Source organism: Pseudoalteromonas sp. (assembly GCF_018402495.1).
Classification (GTDB): domain Bacteria; phylum Pseudomonadota; class Gammaproteobacteria; order Enterobacterales; family Alteromonadaceae; genus Pseudoalteromonas.
Genome location: NZ_JAGYIU010000001.1, coordinates 1 through 20230, shown reverse-complemented (window position 1 = coordinate 20230; position 20230 = coordinate 1). Strand labels below are relative to the sequence as shown.

The following is a 20230-nucleotide window of genomic DNA, read 5'->3' as shown; positions in this document are numbered from 1 at the left end:
TAGGGGCGATTTAATCGCCCCAAGAGGTTTGTAACCTATTACTCGTTCACAGAAGTTCTGATCAGTTGCCTTACTTAAATTCAGGCAACTGATTTATTCCTATCAATAGCTTTATCGTTCGGCTTTTTCCACCAGTTGAAGTGATGAACCCTTTCTTTTTAAGCGTTAAAATCATTGCATGAACACTTGATGATGCAGTTCCAAAATAACGCTCAAAATCATTTTCAGCAGGTGCAACACCATTCACTTTTGTGTAGTAATAAATAAATGCCAAATACTGCCCTTGTTTCACAGTGAACGACGGCAACTCTTCTTTATTCATAATGAACTTTTATCCTAATTGACGATCCTTTAACTCATATTTACTCATTTAATATTGCTATGAACCGAAAGTATATTGTTGAATTATCAGCAGAAGAAAAATGCGAATTAGTTAACTACTGCAAAAAAGGCATGGTCAATGTTCGAAAGTACAAACGAGCCGCCATTTTATTAAAAGCGGACCGTTGTCGATATACAACAGATCAAATATGTGAAGCGGTTCAAGTGAGCTCTTCAACTGTATTTCGAGTCAAACGTCAGTTTGTCGAAGACGGTTTAGAAGCCGCTTTAAATGAAGGTGCACGAAGTGGTGCTATGAGAAAAACATCCGCGAAAGATGAAGTAACTTTAATAGCCACAGCCTGTTCTGAGCCGCCAACAGGACACTGCCGATGGACATTAGCGTTACTTGGCGAGCGATTAATAACATTAACGGATTTAGACAGTATTTCATATGAAACGGTTCGTAGACGCCTTAAAGAAAATGCGTTAAAGCCATGGCAAAAAAATGTGGTGTGTGGCGACAATAGACGCTGAGTATATTGCAAGAATGGAGCATGTACTTGAATTATATGCTGAGCCAGCGGATGAGCTCAATCCTATTATTAATTTTGATGAGGCGATGAAGCAACTTATTGATGATACACGGCCAGTACAACCGATGAAAAAGGGACAGGTAAAACGCCTAGATTATGAATATAAACGGGTTGGCGTGGCTAACTTATTTGTATTCTTTGACCGTCATCGGGGTTGGCGGCACGTTAAAGCAACACAGAGGAAAACGAAAGTTGATTTTGCTCACTGTATGAAGGACTTAGTCGATGAACACTACCCACATGCGAATAAAGTTCGTGTCGTGCTAGATAACTTATCGACTCATACGGAAGGTGCGTTATATAAAGCATTTTCACCGCAAGAAGCACGACGTATTTTAAATAAAATAGAGTTCCATTACACACCTAAACATGCGAGTTGGTTGAATATGGTCGAGATAGAAATTGGCAATATGAATAAGCAATGCTTAGATCGGCGCATAGCAAGTATGGAAGAGTTAAAGAAGGAGCTCACGGCGTGGGAATGGCGCCGAAATAAAGAAGGCGCCAGTATAAATTGGATGTTTAATGTTGATTCAGCACGTGAAAAACTAGAGAGAGCTTACGGTGCTCTCAACTAGTCAAAATTTGTGTGACGAAGTACTAGTGGGCTAAGTAAAAACCGAGCAAAGCTTCTGTGTCCTGCTCACGCCCCTTACCTACATCCCTGTCTCTTGATCACAACTTTTCTGTCTGCTGAATTGATATTAACAATTCGGCAGATTCGACCATTTCTGCTAATTTCAACCACCCCTTCCAGAGTGCTTTTACGCCAACTCGACCATTTCTTTTACTGTCATACCACCCTCCCAATTTCGCTAAACTATAGTATAGCCAATGAAGAGACGGTACTTTATCCGGCAACACATCCTTTTCAACCTTTGCCCATAGTAATTTCCACGTCATCTCTTTAACACAAGCTGTACATCTCACTTCTTTGTCTAATTCACTCCTTTGCGCCATATTTTGCAGCTGTAATAACCTGACAGCAATAAACGCTTTAATGATCGCAATTCGTAAAATATTATCACTGTGCTGCAAACGTAAATCTTCTACTTCGGTTCCATCTGTTTTCCATGTTTTATGAAACTCCTCTACACGCCAGCGAAGTTCATAGTATCTTACTAATTTCTGGGCATCTTTTGCTGTGTTTATGGGCTCTGTCGTATATAAAATCCAACATAATGGATTTTTTTGCGTGCTTTCTTTTTCCTGACAGACAATGACATTAACACTCAATGTCGGTGATTCTTGCCCTTGAACTCGCTTAGGCTTGGCTAGTGTTATAGGTTGATAGCTCAATGTAATTCGGGCCTGACGCGCTTTTCTTCCCGCACGTTGCGCTATATTAATAGTGTAACAACACTGACCCTGCGCTGTTTCTATTAACTGGTTGAGATTGCATTGAGGCTCTATTAATTTTCTATTTTCTTTTGCTCTGACTAAAAATCGATGCCCTTCATCTTTTTGGTAAGTCATGTACTCATAAATGTCAGCCTCTCTGTCGCAGATGTTAAGTATATTTGATAATTCACCTGTACGTTTTTTTATATCCATTAATGTTTGTTGCCAGCGATAGCTTTCTTTCTCTTCGTAAGGGCGTTGCTGTTGTTGATCTTTAGTCCCTTTAACCTTTGATTTCCTAAACCAATAGTATTGGTCGAGTAAACCAATAACGTGCTCCGTATCTGCATCAATTGCTAAAGTTGAATGCGCATATAGCGTTCTTGTTTTTGATGGTTTTCCTAATGTATTTGCACAGTTCACATCGCCTAATTCTTTACAAACACTGTGTTTAAATGTCAATCCTGTCGTATCTTGGATAGCGAGAACCAAAGGCAACTGCTTTACCGCTTCACTCGTTTGTGAGAACCCCGAATCGGCAATCGCTTGAGGGGATATTTTCTCATTTCTAATGAAACGATAAGCGGCTTCAATTTTTGCGGGTGTATCAGAAGCCTTAACAATTGAGCTGTCTGCATTCTCAGCCATATCGCTTGCTAGTAGAGCTAATCGTCGGGTGCGTCTCGGATCTCCTAAATTAGCATTACCAAAAATTAATTGAGCCCATTCTTCAGAAGTGTTTATGTGCATACGATAAATCTATGAGTGATGATGATCGATTAGATCACAGATTTATCGATATTCAAAGACTTGTGTATAAGAGACAGACCTATATCCTTGTAGGCAACAAAGAGTAAATTGCCCCTAGGCAGAACCCTTCGGGCAGCGCCAGTTTGGCATAAATGCTACGTTATCGCCTATTAATGGGGAATAACCACACCACATAGGCTCTGCCTTGCCTAAATACCAAACAGACTGCTGCAAATTTAACCTTGAAAGATTAACAGGCCCTAAACTAGCTTTTTATTTTGCTAATCACTTTTGATGTTGAACAGCCATCTAAAAACTCAAGCACTTCGACTTTTCCACCATGGCGCAGCACATGCTCCGCACCAGCTATTTGTTCTACCGTATAGTCGCCACCTTTGACGAGAATATCAGGACTTATTTGCTCGATAAGTTTTGCCGGCGTGTCATTTTCATCAGCACTCCCAAACGGGATAACCCAATCAACGGAGGCAAGCGCACTGAGAACCATGGCGCGTTCATCCAATGGGTTAATTGGGCGTTCTGGGCCTTTCAAACGAGCAATAGATTCATCATTATTTAAACCAACGACTAATCTGTCCCCACGGGCTTTAGCTTGTGCTAAATAGCGCACATGCCCTGCATGCAAAATATCAAAGCAACCATTAGTAAATACTATCGTTTCACCATTTTGCTTGGCAAATTCTATATGCTGGAGTACATCATCAAACGGAGTTTGGTAATGCTCGCCAGTGGCTTGTAAGTATTGCCCCAGTTTACGGCTTAACTCTTCTGGAGAAACTGTAGCCGCCCCCAATTTACTTACCGCAATACCAGCTGCTAAATTAGCAATTTCTACCGCATCTTTAGGTGTCATGCCAGCACCTAACATGACTGCAAGGGTTGCAATAACAGTATCCCCAGCGCCAGTTACGTCACTGACTTCAAGCTCTTGAGCTGCAAAATCGTGTTTTTCAGTGGCATTAATTAGCGACATACCTTGCTCTGAACGGGTAAGTAACATCGCTTTTATACCTGCATCATTAATCAGGGTTCGTGCACTGCTCGCAAGCGTCTCTTCGGAGCCAACCAGCCCGCCCGCTAATTTAAATTCATTTAAATTTGGTGTTATATAATCAGCACCTCGGTATAAGTGTAAATCTGATGATTTAGGATCAACAAGTACCGTTTTACCTGCTTTTTTAGCAACACTGATCATCTGTTTGATCAGCGATAGCGAGCCTTTGTTGTAATCAGAAAACACAATAAAGTCGTAATCATCCAGCACACGCTCTAATCGATTTAATAAAAGCTGGCTATGAGAGTCCTTAAAGGTTTCCTCTAAATCTAAACGTACCACTTGCTGATGACGACTGATCACCCGCATTTTAGAGATGGTTGGTAAATCACACACGCTGACAAGTTGTGAGTTTATTTTTTCACCTTCAAGAATGTTTTCTAAAATTTGTCCGCTTTCGTCTTCACCAATAAGGCCTAACAATCCCACTTTGCCATCTAAACGGGCTATATTTTTAGCCACGTTAGCCGCACCGCCGGCCTTGTCTTCAAATTTACTTACCTTCACAACCGGTACTGGCGCTTCTGGTGAGATACGCCCTGAATCACCATACCAATAGCGATCGAGCATCACGTCGCCCACCACTAAAATACGTGCTGCTGATAAGTTCTTTAGTAAAGATAAATCCATTACTGCTGCTCCGCAACAACCATATCCATGGCTTCACATAACCAATGGCCAATAAACATGTGCGCTTCTTGAATGCGCGCGGTTTCGTCGTTTTTAATAATAATAGGTAACTTTGCGATATCTTTTACTTGTCCGCCGTCACGTCCAGTAAATGCAACCGTGAACGCCCCTATTTTATTAGCTGCGTTTAATGCTAAGTTGATGTTTTTGCTGGTGCCTGATGTTGTTAAACCAATCACGATATCTTCAGGTTTACACAATGCCTGCACTTGGCGTTCAAACACGGTATCAAAATGGTAGTCGTTACTGTGCGCGGTTAAAATAGAGGTATCTGTGGTTAAAGCAATAGACGCTAACGGCCCGCGCTCTAATTTATAACGCACCACAAATTCTGCAGCTAAATGCTGAGCATCGGCAGCACTGCCGCCATTACCAAACCAAACAACCTTACCACCAGCTTGTAAAGCACTATGACATGCTTCTAGCAACTGCATTACCTCGTGATGATACGCCTCCATTGTTTCAAACAACTCTTGATGACGGTTTAAACTTTCTAGGTAGCTGGTTGCCACTGAATCTATAATTGACATGAGATATTCCTCTTGGAACCGAAATGGCAGGAAAAATTAATTTCATTATTCCATAATTTTATACCCAAATCACCTCAATATAATTAAATTAAATGTTCTACAGAAACTAATATCAAGGACTTACTGCATGGAAGTCGTTTTGTTATAAATGTAACCATAAGCATTCCCTAATATCATGAAACTGATGCAATAGCGTGATTTGAATAACATTCATTTAGGGTCTGTTGACCTTTGCGGATTAAAATTTGTTCAAACTAGGAGCTGTTTAATCGCCCCAAGAGGTTTGTAACCTAGTGGGCTCGATAACTGCTCCTGCGTTATTCTACTGGCTTACATCCCTGTAAGAATAAGTAAAAACCGAGCAAAGCTTGTGCGTCCTGCTCACGCCCCTTACCACCATCCATGGTGGCAATAAAGAGTAAATCGCTCCTAGGCAGAACCCGAAGGGCAGCGCCTGTTTGGCATTGATGCTGCGTTATCGCCTATTTATGGGGAATAACCACACCACATAGGCTCTGCCTTGCCTAAATACCAAACAAACTGCTGCAAATTCAACCTTGAAAGGTCAACAGACCCTATTTTATACCCTAGTAACTGAACTCAAACCAACTTTTATACTTTGTATGTTTAGAAATAAGCCGTTTCACGATAAACTAGCTACAATCACCTTAAACAAAGCTCAGTATGGCACGCACTTTTTATTCACTTGCACTAATCATTATTAGCCCTTTGATCATATTTTATTTATATGTATTACGTGGTAAAAAAAATTCGGGGTATCGCGCGCATTTTAAGGAACGCTTTGGTTTTGTAAGTCACAGCCTATTTTCTAATGACACGACACCTGTTGTTATTCATTGTGCCTCTGTAGGTGAAGTATTGGCAGCAACGCCATTAATTAAAGCATTGCAAAATGAGCACCCGCAGCTAAATATGCTGATCACGTGCAACACCCCCACAGGGCGCGCACAAATAACCGCACAATTTAAAGATACCGTCGCTGTCAGCTATTTACCTATTGATTTTCCTTTTGCCACAGCGCGATTTTTAAAACGTCTTAAACCTAAGTTACTGTGCATTTTAGAAACTGAATTGTGGCCAAATATCATGGCTAATGCGCATAACAAAAAAATCCCCGTATTGGTTGTTAATGCCAGGCTTTCTGAGAAGTCGCAGCAGGGTTATCAAAAAGTGCCCCAGTTAACCCAGACTATAATGCACTCTATTACTGCGTTAGCCAGTCACAACAAAACCGATGCAGAGCGTTTTATTACACTAGGACTTGAGCCTTCAAAAAGCCATGTAACAGGTTCAATCAAGTTTGATATAACCCCAAACCAAGAGCAATTAACAAAAATAAGCGCGCTTAAACAGCTTTATAATAGCGAGCAGCGTTTTATATGGGTGGCAGGCTCTACTCATCCTATAGAGCATGAATTAATACTCGATGCCCACCAGCAGTTGTTAAAAAAGCAGCCTGATGCTTTATTGATTATTGCCCCACGACACCCAGAGCAATTTGATAAAGTAGCTGAACTGCTCACACAAAGTACTTTAAGCTTTAGTCGTCGTAGCCAAAATAATTACCAAAGCGAACACGTTTTACTTGCCGATACGCTAGGTGAATTACAGTGCTTATACGGCGCGGCTAGTGTTAGTTATATTGGCGGTAGTTTAATTCGTCGTGGTGGTCATAACCCACTTGAGTCTGCCGCATTTTCGGTCGGTGTAATAACAGGCCCTCACACATATAACTTTGATCATGTCTATCCTGAGTTAACAAAGCTTAAAGGGGCATGCGTGGTAGAAAATGCAGGTGAACTGGCACAACAACTCATTACCTTTAGCCAAAATAAAAAGGCATGCCAAACGCTCGGCACAAAAGCTGCGCAATGTGTTGCTAAAAACCAAGGCGCCATAAAAAAAACACTCACTATTATTAATCAATACTTAGAGCCAAAACAGTGACTAACATAGCTATTAGCCAAACCCGAGAATGGGTTTCGTCCGTTATTGTAAAATATAACTTTTGCCCGTTTGCCCGTAAAGAAGTCGAAAACAACTGTATTCATTACATTGTAAGTAACGCCAATACTATCGATGATGCTGTAATGGATATGCTTGAGCAATGTATCGAGCTTGACCGCGAGAGCGAACGAGAAACCACGCTAATCATGTTCGATAACGGTTTTAGTGACTTTGAATACTTTTTAGATTTAGTCGATTTAGCAAATGCGCTATTGGTTGCACAAGGCTTTGAAGGTAAATATCAAATTGCTAATTTTCATCCTGATTATGTATTTGCCGATAGCGATGAAACCGATGCGGCCAACTACACAAATAGAGCGCCGTTTCCTACCTTGCACCTAATTCGTGAAGCAAGTATGAGTGAAGCACTTGAAAATTATGACGAACCTGAGTCTATTCCTGAGCATAATATAAACCTAGCACGCCGAAAAGGTATTGATTTTTGGCAACAATTATTAGAGAGCTGTAAAAAACCGAGCGTATAAGCTCGGTTTTTAGTTTCTTTAAATGATACGTAGGGTTATTTTTTGACCCAGCTACCATTTACTTCAATGTAGTGGCCGCTTTGCGTTTTTTCGATTGTTTTCGCCGCTGCCAATGCCTCAACTTGTGCAAGTGACAAGTTATTCTTTTTAGCTAATTTTAAGTACTGTGCCTTACGTTTTTCGTTAACGTCATCAACAACCGCTTTTGCTTCTGTATTTTGTACAACTAATCCAAGGTAGCCTGAGCTGTTTTCACCAACTAAGCCTTGGCTTTTAGCTTCATCTAAACTCATAGCCCAAACTGAAAATGACATACAAACGGCACTGATTAGGGTTACTATATTTAATTTATTTTTAATATTCATATTCTAGCTCCTTAAAATAACTCACTGTCATCGCTAAATAAATTATCGAGCTCTTTATCTACTTTGACACGAATTTCATGATCAACCTTAACATTTAAATTAATAGTGATTGGCTCTTTAGCCGACACCTCAACACGATGCGTGCACGCACTTAGCGCTGATATTGCTGCTAACGCGAGCAGCACTTTTATCGATAACGACTGTCTCATTGCCCATTTCCTTTTTGTGAAAATTGTTGCTCAACTTTTTGGGTAATTTCATCACTTAAACGCAGTGCTCGTAAAAGCGTAAATATGTTTTCTTCATGGTTGTAATTAAAGTTAACTTGCTGCTGCGCTTGCTGATTATAACCTTGTAAATTAACTCCAAGCTTTAACCAACCATCATTTTTAAGTACAACGCTGCTATTGAGTTTTTGAATATCTAAATCAGTCAATAACCCTAGTACAGGTTGCAACTCTTGCTGGTGCTGCATCTCAGAATCAAATGCAGCATTATTGCTAATTTTTAAATTGCCCTCACCTTGGCTAAACAGACTGCCTTGGCTAATGTGCACACCATTTTTATTAACGCTCACTGGCAGTGTACCTGCCAAACGCCCTGTTAAAGTAATACCCGACTTATCATCAAGGGTGATCAGCTTACTTGCATCAATATTATTAAACGTTAAAGTGCTAACTTGGGTTTCTTGTCCAAGCGTATAGTTATCTAATAAAAATGTACCGCCAAGCACATTACCTTCAACATTACTAACAAGCACATTATTGTTATTGACGAGCCATTGCCCTTTAAGGCCTTTGATAACTGCGCCCGCTCTAAACTCATTTAAATGAAAGGTAGTCGGTTTTACATTAAGCCTACCTGAATTAAACTCCCCGCTAAATACACTACTAAAATCACTTGCAAGGTAGTCATTATAAAGTCCACTTAATTGGCGAATATCTATACCAAAGGATGCCCTTTGTAAATTGACATCGCCACTAATATTGCCGTTAAAAGTACCTTTTGTCAGCTTAGCAAGTGGATAAAACTGATTAATAAAGGTGTTTAATGGCAACACACTTTGCGCTGGCACAATCACCTCAAACGGATGTGCCTGTGACGATATATGATGATTTACCACCAACTCAATATCATCTATAAACGCATGGTGCGACGCTTTAAGTGCACGGCTTTGTAATCCACTCGAGTCTATTTTTATATTATTCAGTCTTATATCAGCGCTATTAAGAGCCTTAATTTGCGTTTTCGCAGTTAAATGAGCAAATAACTCACCTACACCTAGGTTTGCTTTTGCCGTGAGACTATTATTTATATTGGTAAGTTTAAATTCTTTATATGCCGCATTTTTTAACTGATTAGTTAATGTAATCTCTGCATTTAGTTGTTTATCCATTTTCGCGGTTAAACCACCTTGATAATGCACTGCTTTTACATCAAAAGCTTCAAAGCTAGCAACGGAAAATTTACTCTGTGTGTACCCGACGGGTTTTGAGTCAATAAATTCACTTAATTCAAAGTAACCACTGAAATTAAGCATATTAGCAGTAACAGGGATAAATGCGGGTAGCCTTTCAAGCTCAACGTTGTAATCACCTTTAACTTTAGTACCATTTAGCTGAGCGCTTATATTAATGCTGTTTATATCTGGCGTGCTTATTTGAGCAGACACCTTTGCCTGCATATTATCAAGCAAAGCGTTAATAGTGAGGGCGGTATCTGTTATTAAAATATCAAAGTGTTTATTACCTTCACTCATCAAATTGATTACTGGAATACTCAGCTCCCCCTCTTCTATGCGAAGAGCTTGAGAAAGCTTAACCTGCCAATTTAAAGGAACTTGTTTGCTTACAAAATCTGCGTACTCAGTTGGTGGGATTAACTCAGTACAGCGAGGGGTTAAATTAATTTTGTTATTAAGTGAACCGGTATCTAGGATTAACGCTTGGTTATTTAAATTAAAGCGAGTAGCCATCTGGCCAGTGGTTAATAAATTAAATTGGCATTGCTCAAACGTATGAGCAAATTGAGCGCTAATCCCCCCGTTCAACTTAAGCTCAATCCCGTCAAAACTAAACGCTTGTTGAGTATTAAAGTTAACAGCATCGAGTAAGGTGTTTTTAGTGTTTATTACCTGTTTTAAAAGAATGTCATCAACTGCTAGCTGACCACTTATTTTATTGGAGGTTAAAGTAGCACGCGCATTTATATCGCCCGTTACATTAAATTGATTTAGCACAGGTTCTAATACACTAAATTTTAATGGTTTATTGAGCTGTTCACTGTTTACTACAAGCTGTTTAATATTAATGAGTGGGCGATTTGAAGGTAGCGTTATCTTAAGCTGTTTAGCCGGTTGATTAGCGTTATCACTTTTAGGTAATGGATTGAGCGTTAATATTGCACTTTGAACACTGACATGCTTTGTATTTGCAGTAATATCAGAGAGTTGTAATTGTTGGTTTTGGTAATTTAAACACACTGTGTCGGCATGAACATTTAGCTTTGAGGTAATTGAAAAATCGAGGCAGCTTAATGTGACACCTGCTTTTTTAAGCTCAGGGGCAATGGCCCATTGTAATAAAGGCAAGCGAAATACATACCCGAGTAATAATAGACTCAGTAAAAGAGTGCCGACAATTAAACCAATGCGCTTAAACATATTATCCTTACATGTTTTTTAATCACTATAATCAAAAAAGGCTGCACAAGGCAGCCTTTTTTATTTTACATCCAGATCATGAATCTAGTGTGTATATTAACCTACATTTTTACGTGCATTACGGAACATACGCATCCATGGGCTATCCTCTTTCCACTCATCTGGGTGCCAAGAGTTAGCAACAGTACGAAATACACGCTCTGGATGTGGCATCATTACAGTTGCACGACCATCTGTTGAAGTAATACCTGTGATACCTTCTGGCGAGCCGTTCGGGTTCGCTGGGTATTGCGTTGTAGGGTTGCCGTAGTTATCAACAAATTTAACCGCTACAGTACCACTTGCAAGCGCTGCTTTTGTTGCTGCGTCGTTTGCAAACTCTGCATGGCCTTCACCATGAGATACCGCAATTGGCATCCGCGAGCCCGCCATACCATTAAAGAATACCGATGGATTCTCTTGTATTTCAACTAAGCTAAAGCGTGCTTCAAAACGCTCTGACTTGTTCGTTACAAAACGTGGCCAATGCTCAGTACCCGGGATCAACTCTTTTAATGTTGATAGCATTTGACAACCGTTACAAACCCCTAAGCTAAAGGTGTCTTCACGGTGGAAAAAGCTTTGGAACTGATCGCGTGCCACGTCATTAAACAATATTGACTTAGCCCAACCTTCACCCGCACCAAGCACATCACCGTAAGAGAAACCGCCACACGCCACTAAGCCTTTAAATTGCTCAAGTGTTAAGCGCCCTTCTAAAATGTCGCTCATGTGCACATCAACCGCTGCAAAGCCTGCACGGTTAAATGCAGCTGCCATTTCTAAATGAGAGTTTACACCTTGCTCACGTAAAATAGCCATTTGCGGTTTAGCACCGGTTGCAATATATGGAGCTGCAACATCTTCATTTAAATCAAAGTTAAGTTTTACATTTAAGCCAGGATCTTTTGCGTCAAACTTAGCGTAAAACTCTTGCTTAGCACAATCAGGGTTATCACGACGCGCTTGCATCTGATACGTTGTTTCAGCCCACATTGTACGAAGTTCAGTACGAGTATGATTAAGTACTGTTTGCTCACCACGATTAAACACTATGTTATCGTCGTTATTTAGCGAGCCAATCACATGACTAATTGCGGCAACTCCATGCTGCTCAAATACCGCATTTACAGCCTCCAAATCGCTATTCGCTACTTGAATTACAGCACCTAGCTCTTCGTTATAAAGCGCTTCAATATCAGAGCCGGTCAAAGTCGCTAAATCAACCGTAACACCGGTATGTCCGGTAAACGCCATTTCTGCGATAGTAGTAAACAAGCCACCGTCTGAACGGTCATGATACGCAAGTAACTTACTATCAGCGACAAGTGCTTGCATAGCATTGTAAAAGCCTTTTAGTAGCTCTGGGCTATCTACATCAGGTGTTGTATCACCTAATTGCTTATAAACCTGAGCAAGGCTTGATGCGCCCAGTCGATTTTTGCCCGCGCCTAAGTCAACTAAAATAAGCGATGTATCGCCTTTATCTGTTCGTAACTGTGGGGTCACTGTTTTACGTACGTCTTCAACACGACCAAACGCAGTGATAATAAGCGATAACGGTGATGTTACAGATTGCTCTGTAGCATCATCTTCGTTCTTCCATGTCGTTTTCATCGACATAGAATCTTTACCTACAGGAATTGTTAACCCAAGTGCCGGACATAACTCTTCACCCACCGCTTTTACCGCTTCGTATAAACCGGCATCTTCTCCTGGGTGTCCCGCTGCGGCCATCCAGTTTGCAGATAACTTAATATTTTCAAGAGAGCCAATGTTTGCACAGGCAATATTCGTTAACGATTCTGCCACTGCTAAACGCGCTGAAGCGCCATAGTTAAGTAGTGCTGCAGGCGTACGTTCACCCAGTGACATTGCTTCACCATGGTAAGTGTCATACGTTGCTGCGGTTACTGCACAGTTAGCTACTGGTACTTGCCATGGGCCTACCATTTGATCGCGTGCTACTAAACCTGTTACCGAGCGATCGCCAATAGTAATGAGGAAGGTTTTTTCAGCAATGGTTGGTAAACGTAATAAACGTTCTGCAGCATCAGCAGCACTGATATTTTCAACGTCGAGTGCTTTACCTAACACTTGTTGTGATGTTACATCACGATGCATTTTAGGTGCTTTCCCTAATAAAACATCGAGCGGTAAATCAACAGGATTATTTTCAAAGTGACTATCAGCAACCGTTAAATGAGGCTCTGCAGTTGCTTCACCAATGACAGCATATTGCGCTCTTTCACGCTTACAAATAGCTTCAAAACGATCAAAATCTTCAACAGCGACAGCGAGTACATAGCGCTCTTGCGATTCATTACACCAAATTTCGTGTGGTGCCATGCCCGGTTCATCATTTGGGATATTGCGAAGCTGAAATTTACCGCCACGTCCACCGTCACTAACAAGTTCAGGGAATGCGTTAGATAAACCACCTGCACCCACATCATGAATAAACGCAATTGGATTTGCATCACCTAGCTGCCAACATTTGTCGATGACTTCTTGGCAACGACGTTCCATTTCTGGGTTTTCACGCTGTACAGAGGCAAAATCTAAATCTTCATTTGATTGACCCGATGCCATACTTGATGCAGCGCCACCGCCTAAGCCAATGTTCATTGCAGGGCCGCCTAGTGCAATGAGTTTTGCACCAACTGGAATATCGCCTTTTTGAACATGATCAGCACGGATATTACCTAAACCACCGGCAAGCATAATTGGCTTGTGGTAACCACGCACCTCTTCACCATTGTGACTGGTCACTTTTTCTTCGTAAGTACGGAAATAACCTAATAAATTAGGACGGCCAAACTCGTTATTAAACGCAGCACCACCTAATGGGCCTTCAGTCATAATATCTAGAGCATTAACAATACGGCCAGGCTTACCAAAATCACTTTCCCAAGGTTGTTCAAAACCAGGAATACGTAAATTAGATACAGTAAAGCCCACTAAACCCGCTTTTGGTTTTGAACCACGACCAGTTGCGCCCTCATCGCGAATCTCACCACCCGACCCTGTTGCCGCACCAGAGAAAGGCGCAATAGCCGTTGGGTGGTTATGGGTTTCAACCTTCATTAATATTTCAATGTCTTCTTGGTGATACGCATATTCACCTTGTGCATTCGGGAAGAAGCGACCCGCCTTTGAGCCTTTCATTACGGCTGCATTATCTTTATAAGCAGATAATACATTTTCAGGATTATGCTCAAAGGTGTTTTTAATCATTTTGAACAACGACTTTGGTTGTTCAATGCCATCAATAGTCCAATCAGCATTAAATATTTTATGACGACAATGCTCTGAGTTCGCTTGAGCAAACATAAACAGTTCAATATCGTTAGGGTTACGCCCTAACTTAATAAAGTTTTCAACTAAATAATCAATTTCATCATCAGCAAGCGCAAACCCTTGCTCTATATTTGCTGTGGCTAATGCTTCACGGCCGCCACCTAAAATATCAACTGATGACATTGGACGAGGTGCATCGCTGCGAAATAACTGCGCGGCATCCTCTAATTTACTGTGAGTAGCTTCAGTCATGCGGTCATGAAGAAGTGCTGCAACTTGTGCTAACTGTTCTGCACTTAAATCACCTTCAACATAGTAAGCAATACCGCGCTCTACGCGATGAACTTGTTTAAGCCCACAGTTATGAGCGATATCAGTCGCTTTTGAAGCCCATGGCGAAATTGTACCAGGACGAGGCGTTACTAATACCAACTGACCTGCTGGCGCATGCTCAGCAATTGTTGGGCCATAGGTTAATAACTTTTCAAGTTTGGTGTGCTCATCAGCGTTTAATGGCGATGTTAAATCGGCAAAGTGAGCGTATTCGGCATATACATTGGTGACAGGAAGTTGCGATTGTTGGCAACGCGCTAAAATTTTATTAACTCTGAACTCTGAAAGTGCTGGTGCACCACGAAGGATCAACATAAGTAATTTCACCCGGGGTTAGGGATTGAACGATATTTTAGGCGCGTATTATAGTCCAAATTACTCTCAGATTTAACTCAAAAATGCGCTTTTCATTAAATTAACTTTTTCTTTTTGTTTACACCTATTTTTTACTCACTGCGATTAAACGATAAGTGACGTAATCAGTAAGTTTTGTTATAACAGGAGATACGATGCTAAAGAGGCGAATATGTTGAAGATAAAGCTAATAACAATCATTACGTTAGTCATACTTTTGTGTGCATGTAATACACAAGAGCAATCAACACAGCTTGCCCAAATCAAATCTGACAATAAAATTCGTGTTGGCACACTTGCCAGTGCAAGTAATTACTATCAAGCCGTTCAAGGGGAACAAGGATTTGAATTTGAGCTCTCCCAAGCGTTTGCCGACTACTTAGGTGTAGAGCTTGAAATTGTGCCCTTTTTTAATCTATCTGACATGTTTGCGCGTTTAGACAGTGGTGATTTAGATTTAATTGCTTCAGGCCTTACCTACAATAAAGTTCGTGCTGAGCGCTATCGCTATGGCCCTACATACAGAACAATTAGCCAAAAACTAGTCTTTAAACAAGGCCGTGAACGCCCTCGTGATTTTGATGATTTAACCGGAAACTTCACCGTTATCGCTAAAAGTAGCCATTCATTAACATTAGAAGAAATACAGCAAACAAACCCAAACTTAAGCTGGAATGAAACCGAAGAGTTTGATGAAGAAGAATTACTGCAAGCAGTTATTGACGGCGAAATAGATTACACCTTAGCGGATTCACATACTTTAGCGCTATTTCGTCGCTATCACCCTAATTTAAGTATTGGCTTTTCAGTTACCCGAAATGATTCAATTGCATGGATACTAAGAAAGTCGAATGATGATTCCCTATACGCATTATTAGTCCCTTTTTTTGGTGAAGCAAAACAAAATAATCAACTTTATGTGCTCGAAGAAAAATACTTCGGTCATGTCCGCCAATTTAATTATGTCAATACCTTAGCCTATATAGATGCAATCAAAAAAACACTGCCTAAGTATCAACCTTGGTTTATGCAATATGCAGGTAGCCTTGATTGGCGATTACTCGCAGCGTTGAGTTATCAGGAATCAATGTGGAATCCGCGAGCTAAATCACCAACGGGGGTTCGGGGTATCATGATGCTAACGCTACGCACCGCAAAGTATGTCGGAGTAACAAATAGACTAGAGCCTGAGCAGAATATACGCGGAGGCGCGCTGTATCTCAGCAAACTTATTAAACGTGTTCCGGATAGAATCCCTCAGCCCGATCGTACTTGGCTTGCACTTGCAGCTTACAATGTAGGCTGGGGACACGTAAATGACGCACGCATAATAACAAAACAGCAAGGAGCTAGCCCGGACAAGTGGGCAGATGTTAAAAAGCGTTTACCACTATTAGTAAAAAAGCGTTACTACCGTAACACGCGCTATGGTTATGCTCGCGGTGACGTAGCGGTTACTTATGTTGATAATATACGCCGCTATTATGATGCGCTGGTTTGGCTTGATGAAAATAATGCAATGACGCCGGCCACTTCATCAAATAAAATAGAAAAGCAAACAACCAAACCAGATGATTCAACGTTACGTAATGAGAGTGAGGATAAAAAATAAAAATAAATCGTTACTTAAATTAAGTCATAGAGAGTTAATTAGTTGTTTACTTGTAATCCATTATTCAATAACCTGCTTCGATTGTATAAAATATTATACTATCGCCAAGTACATAAGGATAAGTTATGCTTAAACGTAGACGTACACACCAGCTTAAACGTTGCATAAAACATTCAACGGCTACGCGTCGTCGAATAATGTTAAAAAATTTACACAAAAAAGTAATATGGCGCCGTCGCATGTTCGCAATGCAGCAAATGGCCGAATTAGACGCTTTAATAGCAGCCGCTGATTAATCGCATTTATAATTACGAGCGGCTAGCTTTGCTGCTTTTATTTGTGCTCGGCGACACTTAAAAAAACTAGAAATAGTTTCCGCACATTGTGTTTCTAATACCCCACCCGTTATTTCTACTTGATGGTTTAAACGAGGTTCTTGTAAAAGGTTCATAATTGAACCAGCAGAACCCGTTTTACCATCAGCAGCACCGTACACTAAACGTTTGATTCGACTATGTACTAATAAGCCTGCGCACATAGAGCATGGCTCTAATGTGACATAAAGAGTGCAATCAATTAAGCGGTAGTTATTAAGTACTTTTCCTGCTTCACGTACCGCTATCATCTCAGCATGAGCCGATGGGTCATTATCGGTAATTGAGCGATTATAACCTGCACTAATTAGCTGATTATCTTTGACAATAATAGCCCCTACTGGGACCTCATCTAGCTGCTCTGCTTGTTTAGCGAACACAAGCGCCTGTTCCATCCAATATTGGTCGTCAAATGGCTCTGTCATTGTTATTTCTTAACTATTTTTTATGCCGTAATTATACCAACTTAGCGTAATAAAATGCGCAATTGATCACTTTATTGCAAAAATAAAACAAATTTAAGTGGTTTGCCATGGCTCATAAGGCAGGATTTACGCTATAATCTCACGCTTTTTTTATTTAGCTCACAACACGGGTAGCAAATGAAATTTCCTGGACGCCGCAGGCATAAACATTATTTTCCAGTGGAAGCCAAAGATCCACTGACCAATCAACTGAACGCCACTGAGCGATTACACCGCAGCTATATTACGGGGATCGATCAAATCGTTGTTGATATAGAAGCTAAGGTTGACCAAGCTTTTCTTGATGAATTTCAATTGCGCCGAGGGATGTCGCAAGTTATAGATAATGACATCACCAATGCTTTATACGATCGCTTAAAACTAAATGATATGGTCGATTACGAATTCGCAGGGGGGACCGTTGGCAATACGATGCACAATTATTCCGTACTTGCTGATGACCGCTCGGTATTATTAGGTGTAATGAGTGAAAACATAAAAATAGGCAGTTATGCTTATCGTTTTTTATGTAATAACTCAAGTCGCGTAGACTTAGATTACTTACAACCTGTAGATGGTCCGATAGGTCGCTGTTTTACCTTGATTGATGAAACAGGTGAGCGCACCTTTGCTATTAGTGCTGGTTTAATGAATTACCTAAAACCAGAGTCAATTGATAAAGAACTAATAGAAGGTTCATCGGCATTAGTGATTAGCGCTTATTTAATGCGTACTCAAGGTGATGAAACCATGACCGAAGCGACCATGCAAGCAATCAAGTATGCTAACGATGCAGATGTACCGGTTGTATTAACACTCGGTACTAAGTTTCTTATCGAGCAGGATCCGACATGGTGGGCTAACTTTGTAGAAAAGCATGTTGATATTCTTGCTATGAACGAAGAAGAAGGCCAAGCAATTACTGGATTTGAAGATCCACTACTTGCTGCCGACAAAGCATTAGACTGGGTTGATTTAGTGATTTGTACCGCGGGAGAAAAAGGTTTATTTATGGCCGGTTATGTTGATGACAGCTGTAAACGCGAAACAGAATACCCACTTTTGCCTGGTGCGATTGCTGATTTTAATCGTTATGAGTTTTCACGTGGAATGCGTAAAGTTGACTGTGAAAATCCAATAAAAGCTTACAGTCATACTGCTCCGTTCATGGGCGGACCTGACTCGATAAAAAATACTAATGGCGCAGGTGATTGTGCCCTTGCCGCTGTTTTACATGACTTATCAGCTAATGTTTATCATAAGTTAAATGTGGCTAACTCAGCAAAGCATCAGCAAAAAGCAATTACTTACTCTTCACTTGCACAAATTAGCAAATACGCTAATCGCGCAAGTTTTGAGGTCCTGGTTCAGCACTCTCCACGCTTATCGCGTGGCCTACCAGAGCGTGAAGATTGTTTAGAGCAAGTGTATTGGGATCAATAAGATCCCATTACACTAAATGTAATTAAAATATCGATATATCAAGCTTTTTAGATAGCAGCTCTAATGCTGCTATTCCCGCTACTGAGTTACCAAAAGAGTTTAACCCAGGAGAATATACAGCCACTGTAAATCTATTGGGTAATACCGCTAATATAGTGCCAGAAACCCCTGACTTACCTGGCATACCTACTCGATAACCAAAATCCCCAGCCGCATCATATAAACCACTAGTAAACAACAACGAATTTAGTTGCTTATTCTGACGACTAGAAAGCACTCGTTTAGAAGAACTATAGTCTATCCCTTTATTAGCTAAAAAATTGTATGCCTTAGCAAGCTCAATACAATTAAGTTCTATTGCGCAAAAGTTAAAGTATGACCAAAGCACATCATCCACTTCATTCTCAAAGTTACCAAAGGATTTCATCAAGTGTGCCATTGCCGCATTTCTATGCCTAAATTCATATTCTGAATTAGCCACTTGTTTATCAATGACAATACTTCGGTTACCTGATAAATTGCGGAATGTTTCCAGCATTGAGTGCATAGGTGCAGATAAACGGCTATATAACGCATCACAGGTAACTATGGCACCCGCATTAATAAATGGGTTACGGGGTATGCCTTTTTCAAACTCAAGCTGTGTCAGTGAATTAAATGCTGTTCCTGAGGGCTCTTTACCCACTCTACTCCATAGTTCATCGCCATAACGTTGCAGCGCTAATGTAAGAGTCATTACTTTAGAAACAGATTGAATAGTAAAACGCTGTTCACAATCACCCGCGCAAAATATCTCCCCCTCAGTGGTGTAAATGGCAATAGAAAACTGCTCAAGATCAACTTCAGCAAGAGCAGGGATATAATCAGCAACCTTACCTTGGCTCAATAAAGGTTTAACCTCTTGAGTTATCTCATTTAGCACTCGTTGATAATCACTGGTTGGCAATAGACACCTCAATAATATGCAAAGTTAAAATCAAATTTTAACACGTAGGATCTATAACTGCATGAGAATGTTGAGTCTATAAGTTATTAGTAATCTGATAGGGAGCATATACATGATGAGATTAGCGGACAGTCTATTTTTTAAGATATTAAGTAATTTATCTTTAAATTTAAAACAATAAAAAACAGCATTTTGCTGTAACGTGGTTCTGTTATTTGGAGCCAGTGCGCTAATTTATAGCGACAATACAGTAAAGTGTCCTACTATTTTGTTGAGCTTCGAGCTGTTTTGTTTGATGTATAGGAATACGAATGCCGTGAAGCATAGGATGTGCAAGAACGGCCACTACTGAGTTCAATATACAGTCTTGGCTTGATGCTTTACTTTAGCTCAGACAACATCGAGTAGGGTGAGGCTTTTGCCTCATCCCTCTCACAGAACCGTACGTACGGGCCTCGTATACGGCTCCTGTATTCTTCTATCCCTTCGGTTTATTTTCTAAACGCCGATTGAGCAAGCCAT

At 40.6% G+C, this 20230-nt stretch carries 16 protein-coding genes; 6 read left to right on the top strand and 10 right to left on the bottom strand.

Translation table 11 applies throughout. The features are described 5' to 3' along the window. Nucleotides 1–70: 70 nt before the first annotated feature. Entirely contained in the window at nucleotides 71–322 is a 252-nt protein-coding gene (locus KG708_RS00080; protein ID WP_213607581.1) for a MarR family transcriptional regulator, read from the bottom strand. Nucleotides 323–381: 59 nt separating this feature from the next. Between KG708_RS00080 and KG708_RS00075 the strand changes: the two genes are divergently transcribed. Further along, a protein-coding gene (locus tag KG708_RS00075) for an IS630 family transposase (RefSeq protein WP_213607580.1) occupies nucleotides 382–1495 on the top strand; the annotation gives its coding sequence in 2 pieces (ribosomal slippage) (nucleotides 382–824 and nucleotides 823–1495; 1116 coding nt in all). Nucleotides 1496–1592: 97 nt separating this feature from the next. On the opposite strand, the gene KG708_RS00070 is transcribed toward KG708_RS00075, so the two are convergent. The 3 genes from KG708_RS00070 to KG708_RS00060 form a co-directional block, all read right to left on the bottom strand. After that, nucleotides 1593–3008: an IS4 family transposase gene (locus tag KG708_RS00070; protein WP_213607579.1), complete on the bottom strand. Its 1416-nt coding sequence runs from the start codon at nucleotides 3006–3008 to the stop codon at nucleotides 1593–1595. A gap of 265 nt (nucleotides 3009–3273) precedes the next feature. After that, nucleotides 3274–4713 (bottom strand): bifunctional D-glycero-beta-D-manno-heptose-7-phosphate kinase/D-glycero-beta-D-manno-heptose 1-phosphate adenylyltransferase HldE, encoded by a 1440-nt coding sequence (hldE, locus tag KG708_RS00065; RefSeq protein ID WP_213607578.1) that lies wholly within the window; start codon nucleotides 4711–4713, stop codon nucleotides 3274–3276. Continuing rightward, entirely contained in the window at nucleotides 4713–5303 is a 591-nt protein-coding gene (locus KG708_RS00060) for an SIS domain-containing protein (RefSeq protein ID WP_213607577.1), read from the bottom strand. Before KG708_RS00060 ends, hldE begins: the two co-directional genes overlap by 1 nt. 684 nt (nucleotides 5304–5987) lie before the next feature. Between KG708_RS00060 and waaA the strand changes: the two genes are divergently transcribed. After that, nucleotides 5988–7271 (top strand): lipid IV(A) 3-deoxy-D-manno-octulosonic acid transferase, encoded by a 1284-nt coding sequence (waaA, locus tag KG708_RS00055; RefSeq protein ID WP_213607576.1) that lies wholly within the window; start codon nucleotides 5988–5990, stop codon nucleotides 7269–7271. Further along, complete coding sequence (locus KG708_RS00050; protein WP_213607575.1) at nucleotides 7268–7816, top strand: DUF1415 family protein; 549 nt, start codon at nucleotides 7268–7270, stop codon at nucleotides 7814–7816. Before waaA ends, KG708_RS00050 begins: the two co-directional genes overlap by 4 nt. Nucleotides 7817–7851: 35 nt before the next feature. Here KG708_RS00050 and KG708_RS00045 read toward each other — a convergent pair whose 3' ends face one another. The 4 genes from KG708_RS00045 to purL form a co-directional block, all read right to left on the bottom strand. Next, nucleotides 7852–8181, bottom strand: coding sequence for a YdbL family protein (locus KG708_RS00045; protein WP_008468219.1), 330 nt, complete (start codon nucleotides 8179–8181; stop codon nucleotides 7852–7854). Between the two features lie 11 nt (nucleotides 8182–8192). Then, a complete protein-coding gene (locus KG708_RS00040) occupies nucleotides 8193–8390 on the bottom strand; it encodes a YnbE family lipoprotein (RefSeq protein ID WP_028835526.1) in 198 nt (65 codons plus the stop codon). Then, complete coding sequence (locus tag KG708_RS00035; protein ID WP_213607574.1) at nucleotides 8387–10843, bottom strand: YdbH domain-containing protein; 2457 nt, start codon at nucleotides 10841–10843, stop codon at nucleotides 8387–8389. Before KG708_RS00035 ends, KG708_RS00040 begins: the two co-directional genes overlap by 4 nt. 96 nt (nucleotides 10844–10939) lie before the next feature. Then, the gene (gene purL / locus KG708_RS00030; RefSeq protein WP_213607573.1) at nucleotides 10940–14830 is read right to left on the bottom strand and encodes a phosphoribosylformylglycinamidine synthase; all 3891 of its coding nucleotides are present in this window, start codon (nucleotides 14828–14830) and stop codon (nucleotides 10940–10942) included. Nucleotides 14831–15041: 211 nt separating this feature from the next. Here purL and mltF point away from each other — a divergent pair, with 211 nt between their 5' ends. Both mltF and KG708_RS00020 read left to right on the top strand, forming a co-directional pair. Beyond that, a complete protein-coding gene (gene mltF, locus KG708_RS00025) occupies nucleotides 15042–16481 on the top strand; it encodes a membrane-bound lytic murein transglycosylase MltF (protein ID WP_213607572.1) in 1440 nt (479 codons plus the stop codon). 125 nt (nucleotides 16482–16606) lie between these two features. Continuing rightward, complete coding sequence (locus KG708_RS00020) at nucleotides 16607–16777, top strand: hypothetical protein (RefSeq protein WP_213607571.1); 171 nt, start codon at nucleotides 16607–16609, stop codon at nucleotides 16775–16777. Here the strand turns inward: KG708_RS00020 and tadA are convergent. Beyond that, nucleotides 16774–17280, bottom strand: coding sequence for a tRNA adenosine(34) deaminase TadA (gene tadA / locus KG708_RS00015; RefSeq protein ID WP_213607570.1), 507 nt, complete (start codon nucleotides 17278–17280; stop codon nucleotides 16774–16776). The two genes, KG708_RS00020 and tadA, sit on opposite strands and share 4 nt — an antisense overlap. 177 nt (nucleotides 17281–17457) lie before the next feature. On the opposite strand from tadA, the gene KG708_RS00010 reads away from it, so the two are divergent. Continuing rightward, on the top strand, nucleotides 17458–18762 hold the full coding sequence (locus KG708_RS00010; protein ID WP_213607569.1) for an inosine/guanosine kinase: 1305 nt from the start codon (nucleotides 17458–17460) through the stop codon (nucleotides 18760–18762). A gap of 22 nt (nucleotides 18763–18784) precedes the next feature. Here KG708_RS00010 and glsB read toward each other — a convergent pair whose 3' ends face one another. Beyond that, nucleotides 18785–19708, bottom strand: a complete 924-nt coding sequence (gene glsB / locus KG708_RS00005) for a glutaminase B (protein ID WP_213607568.1) — start codon at nucleotides 19706–19708, stop codon at nucleotides 18785–18787. Nucleotides 19709–20230: the final 522 nt, after the last annotated feature.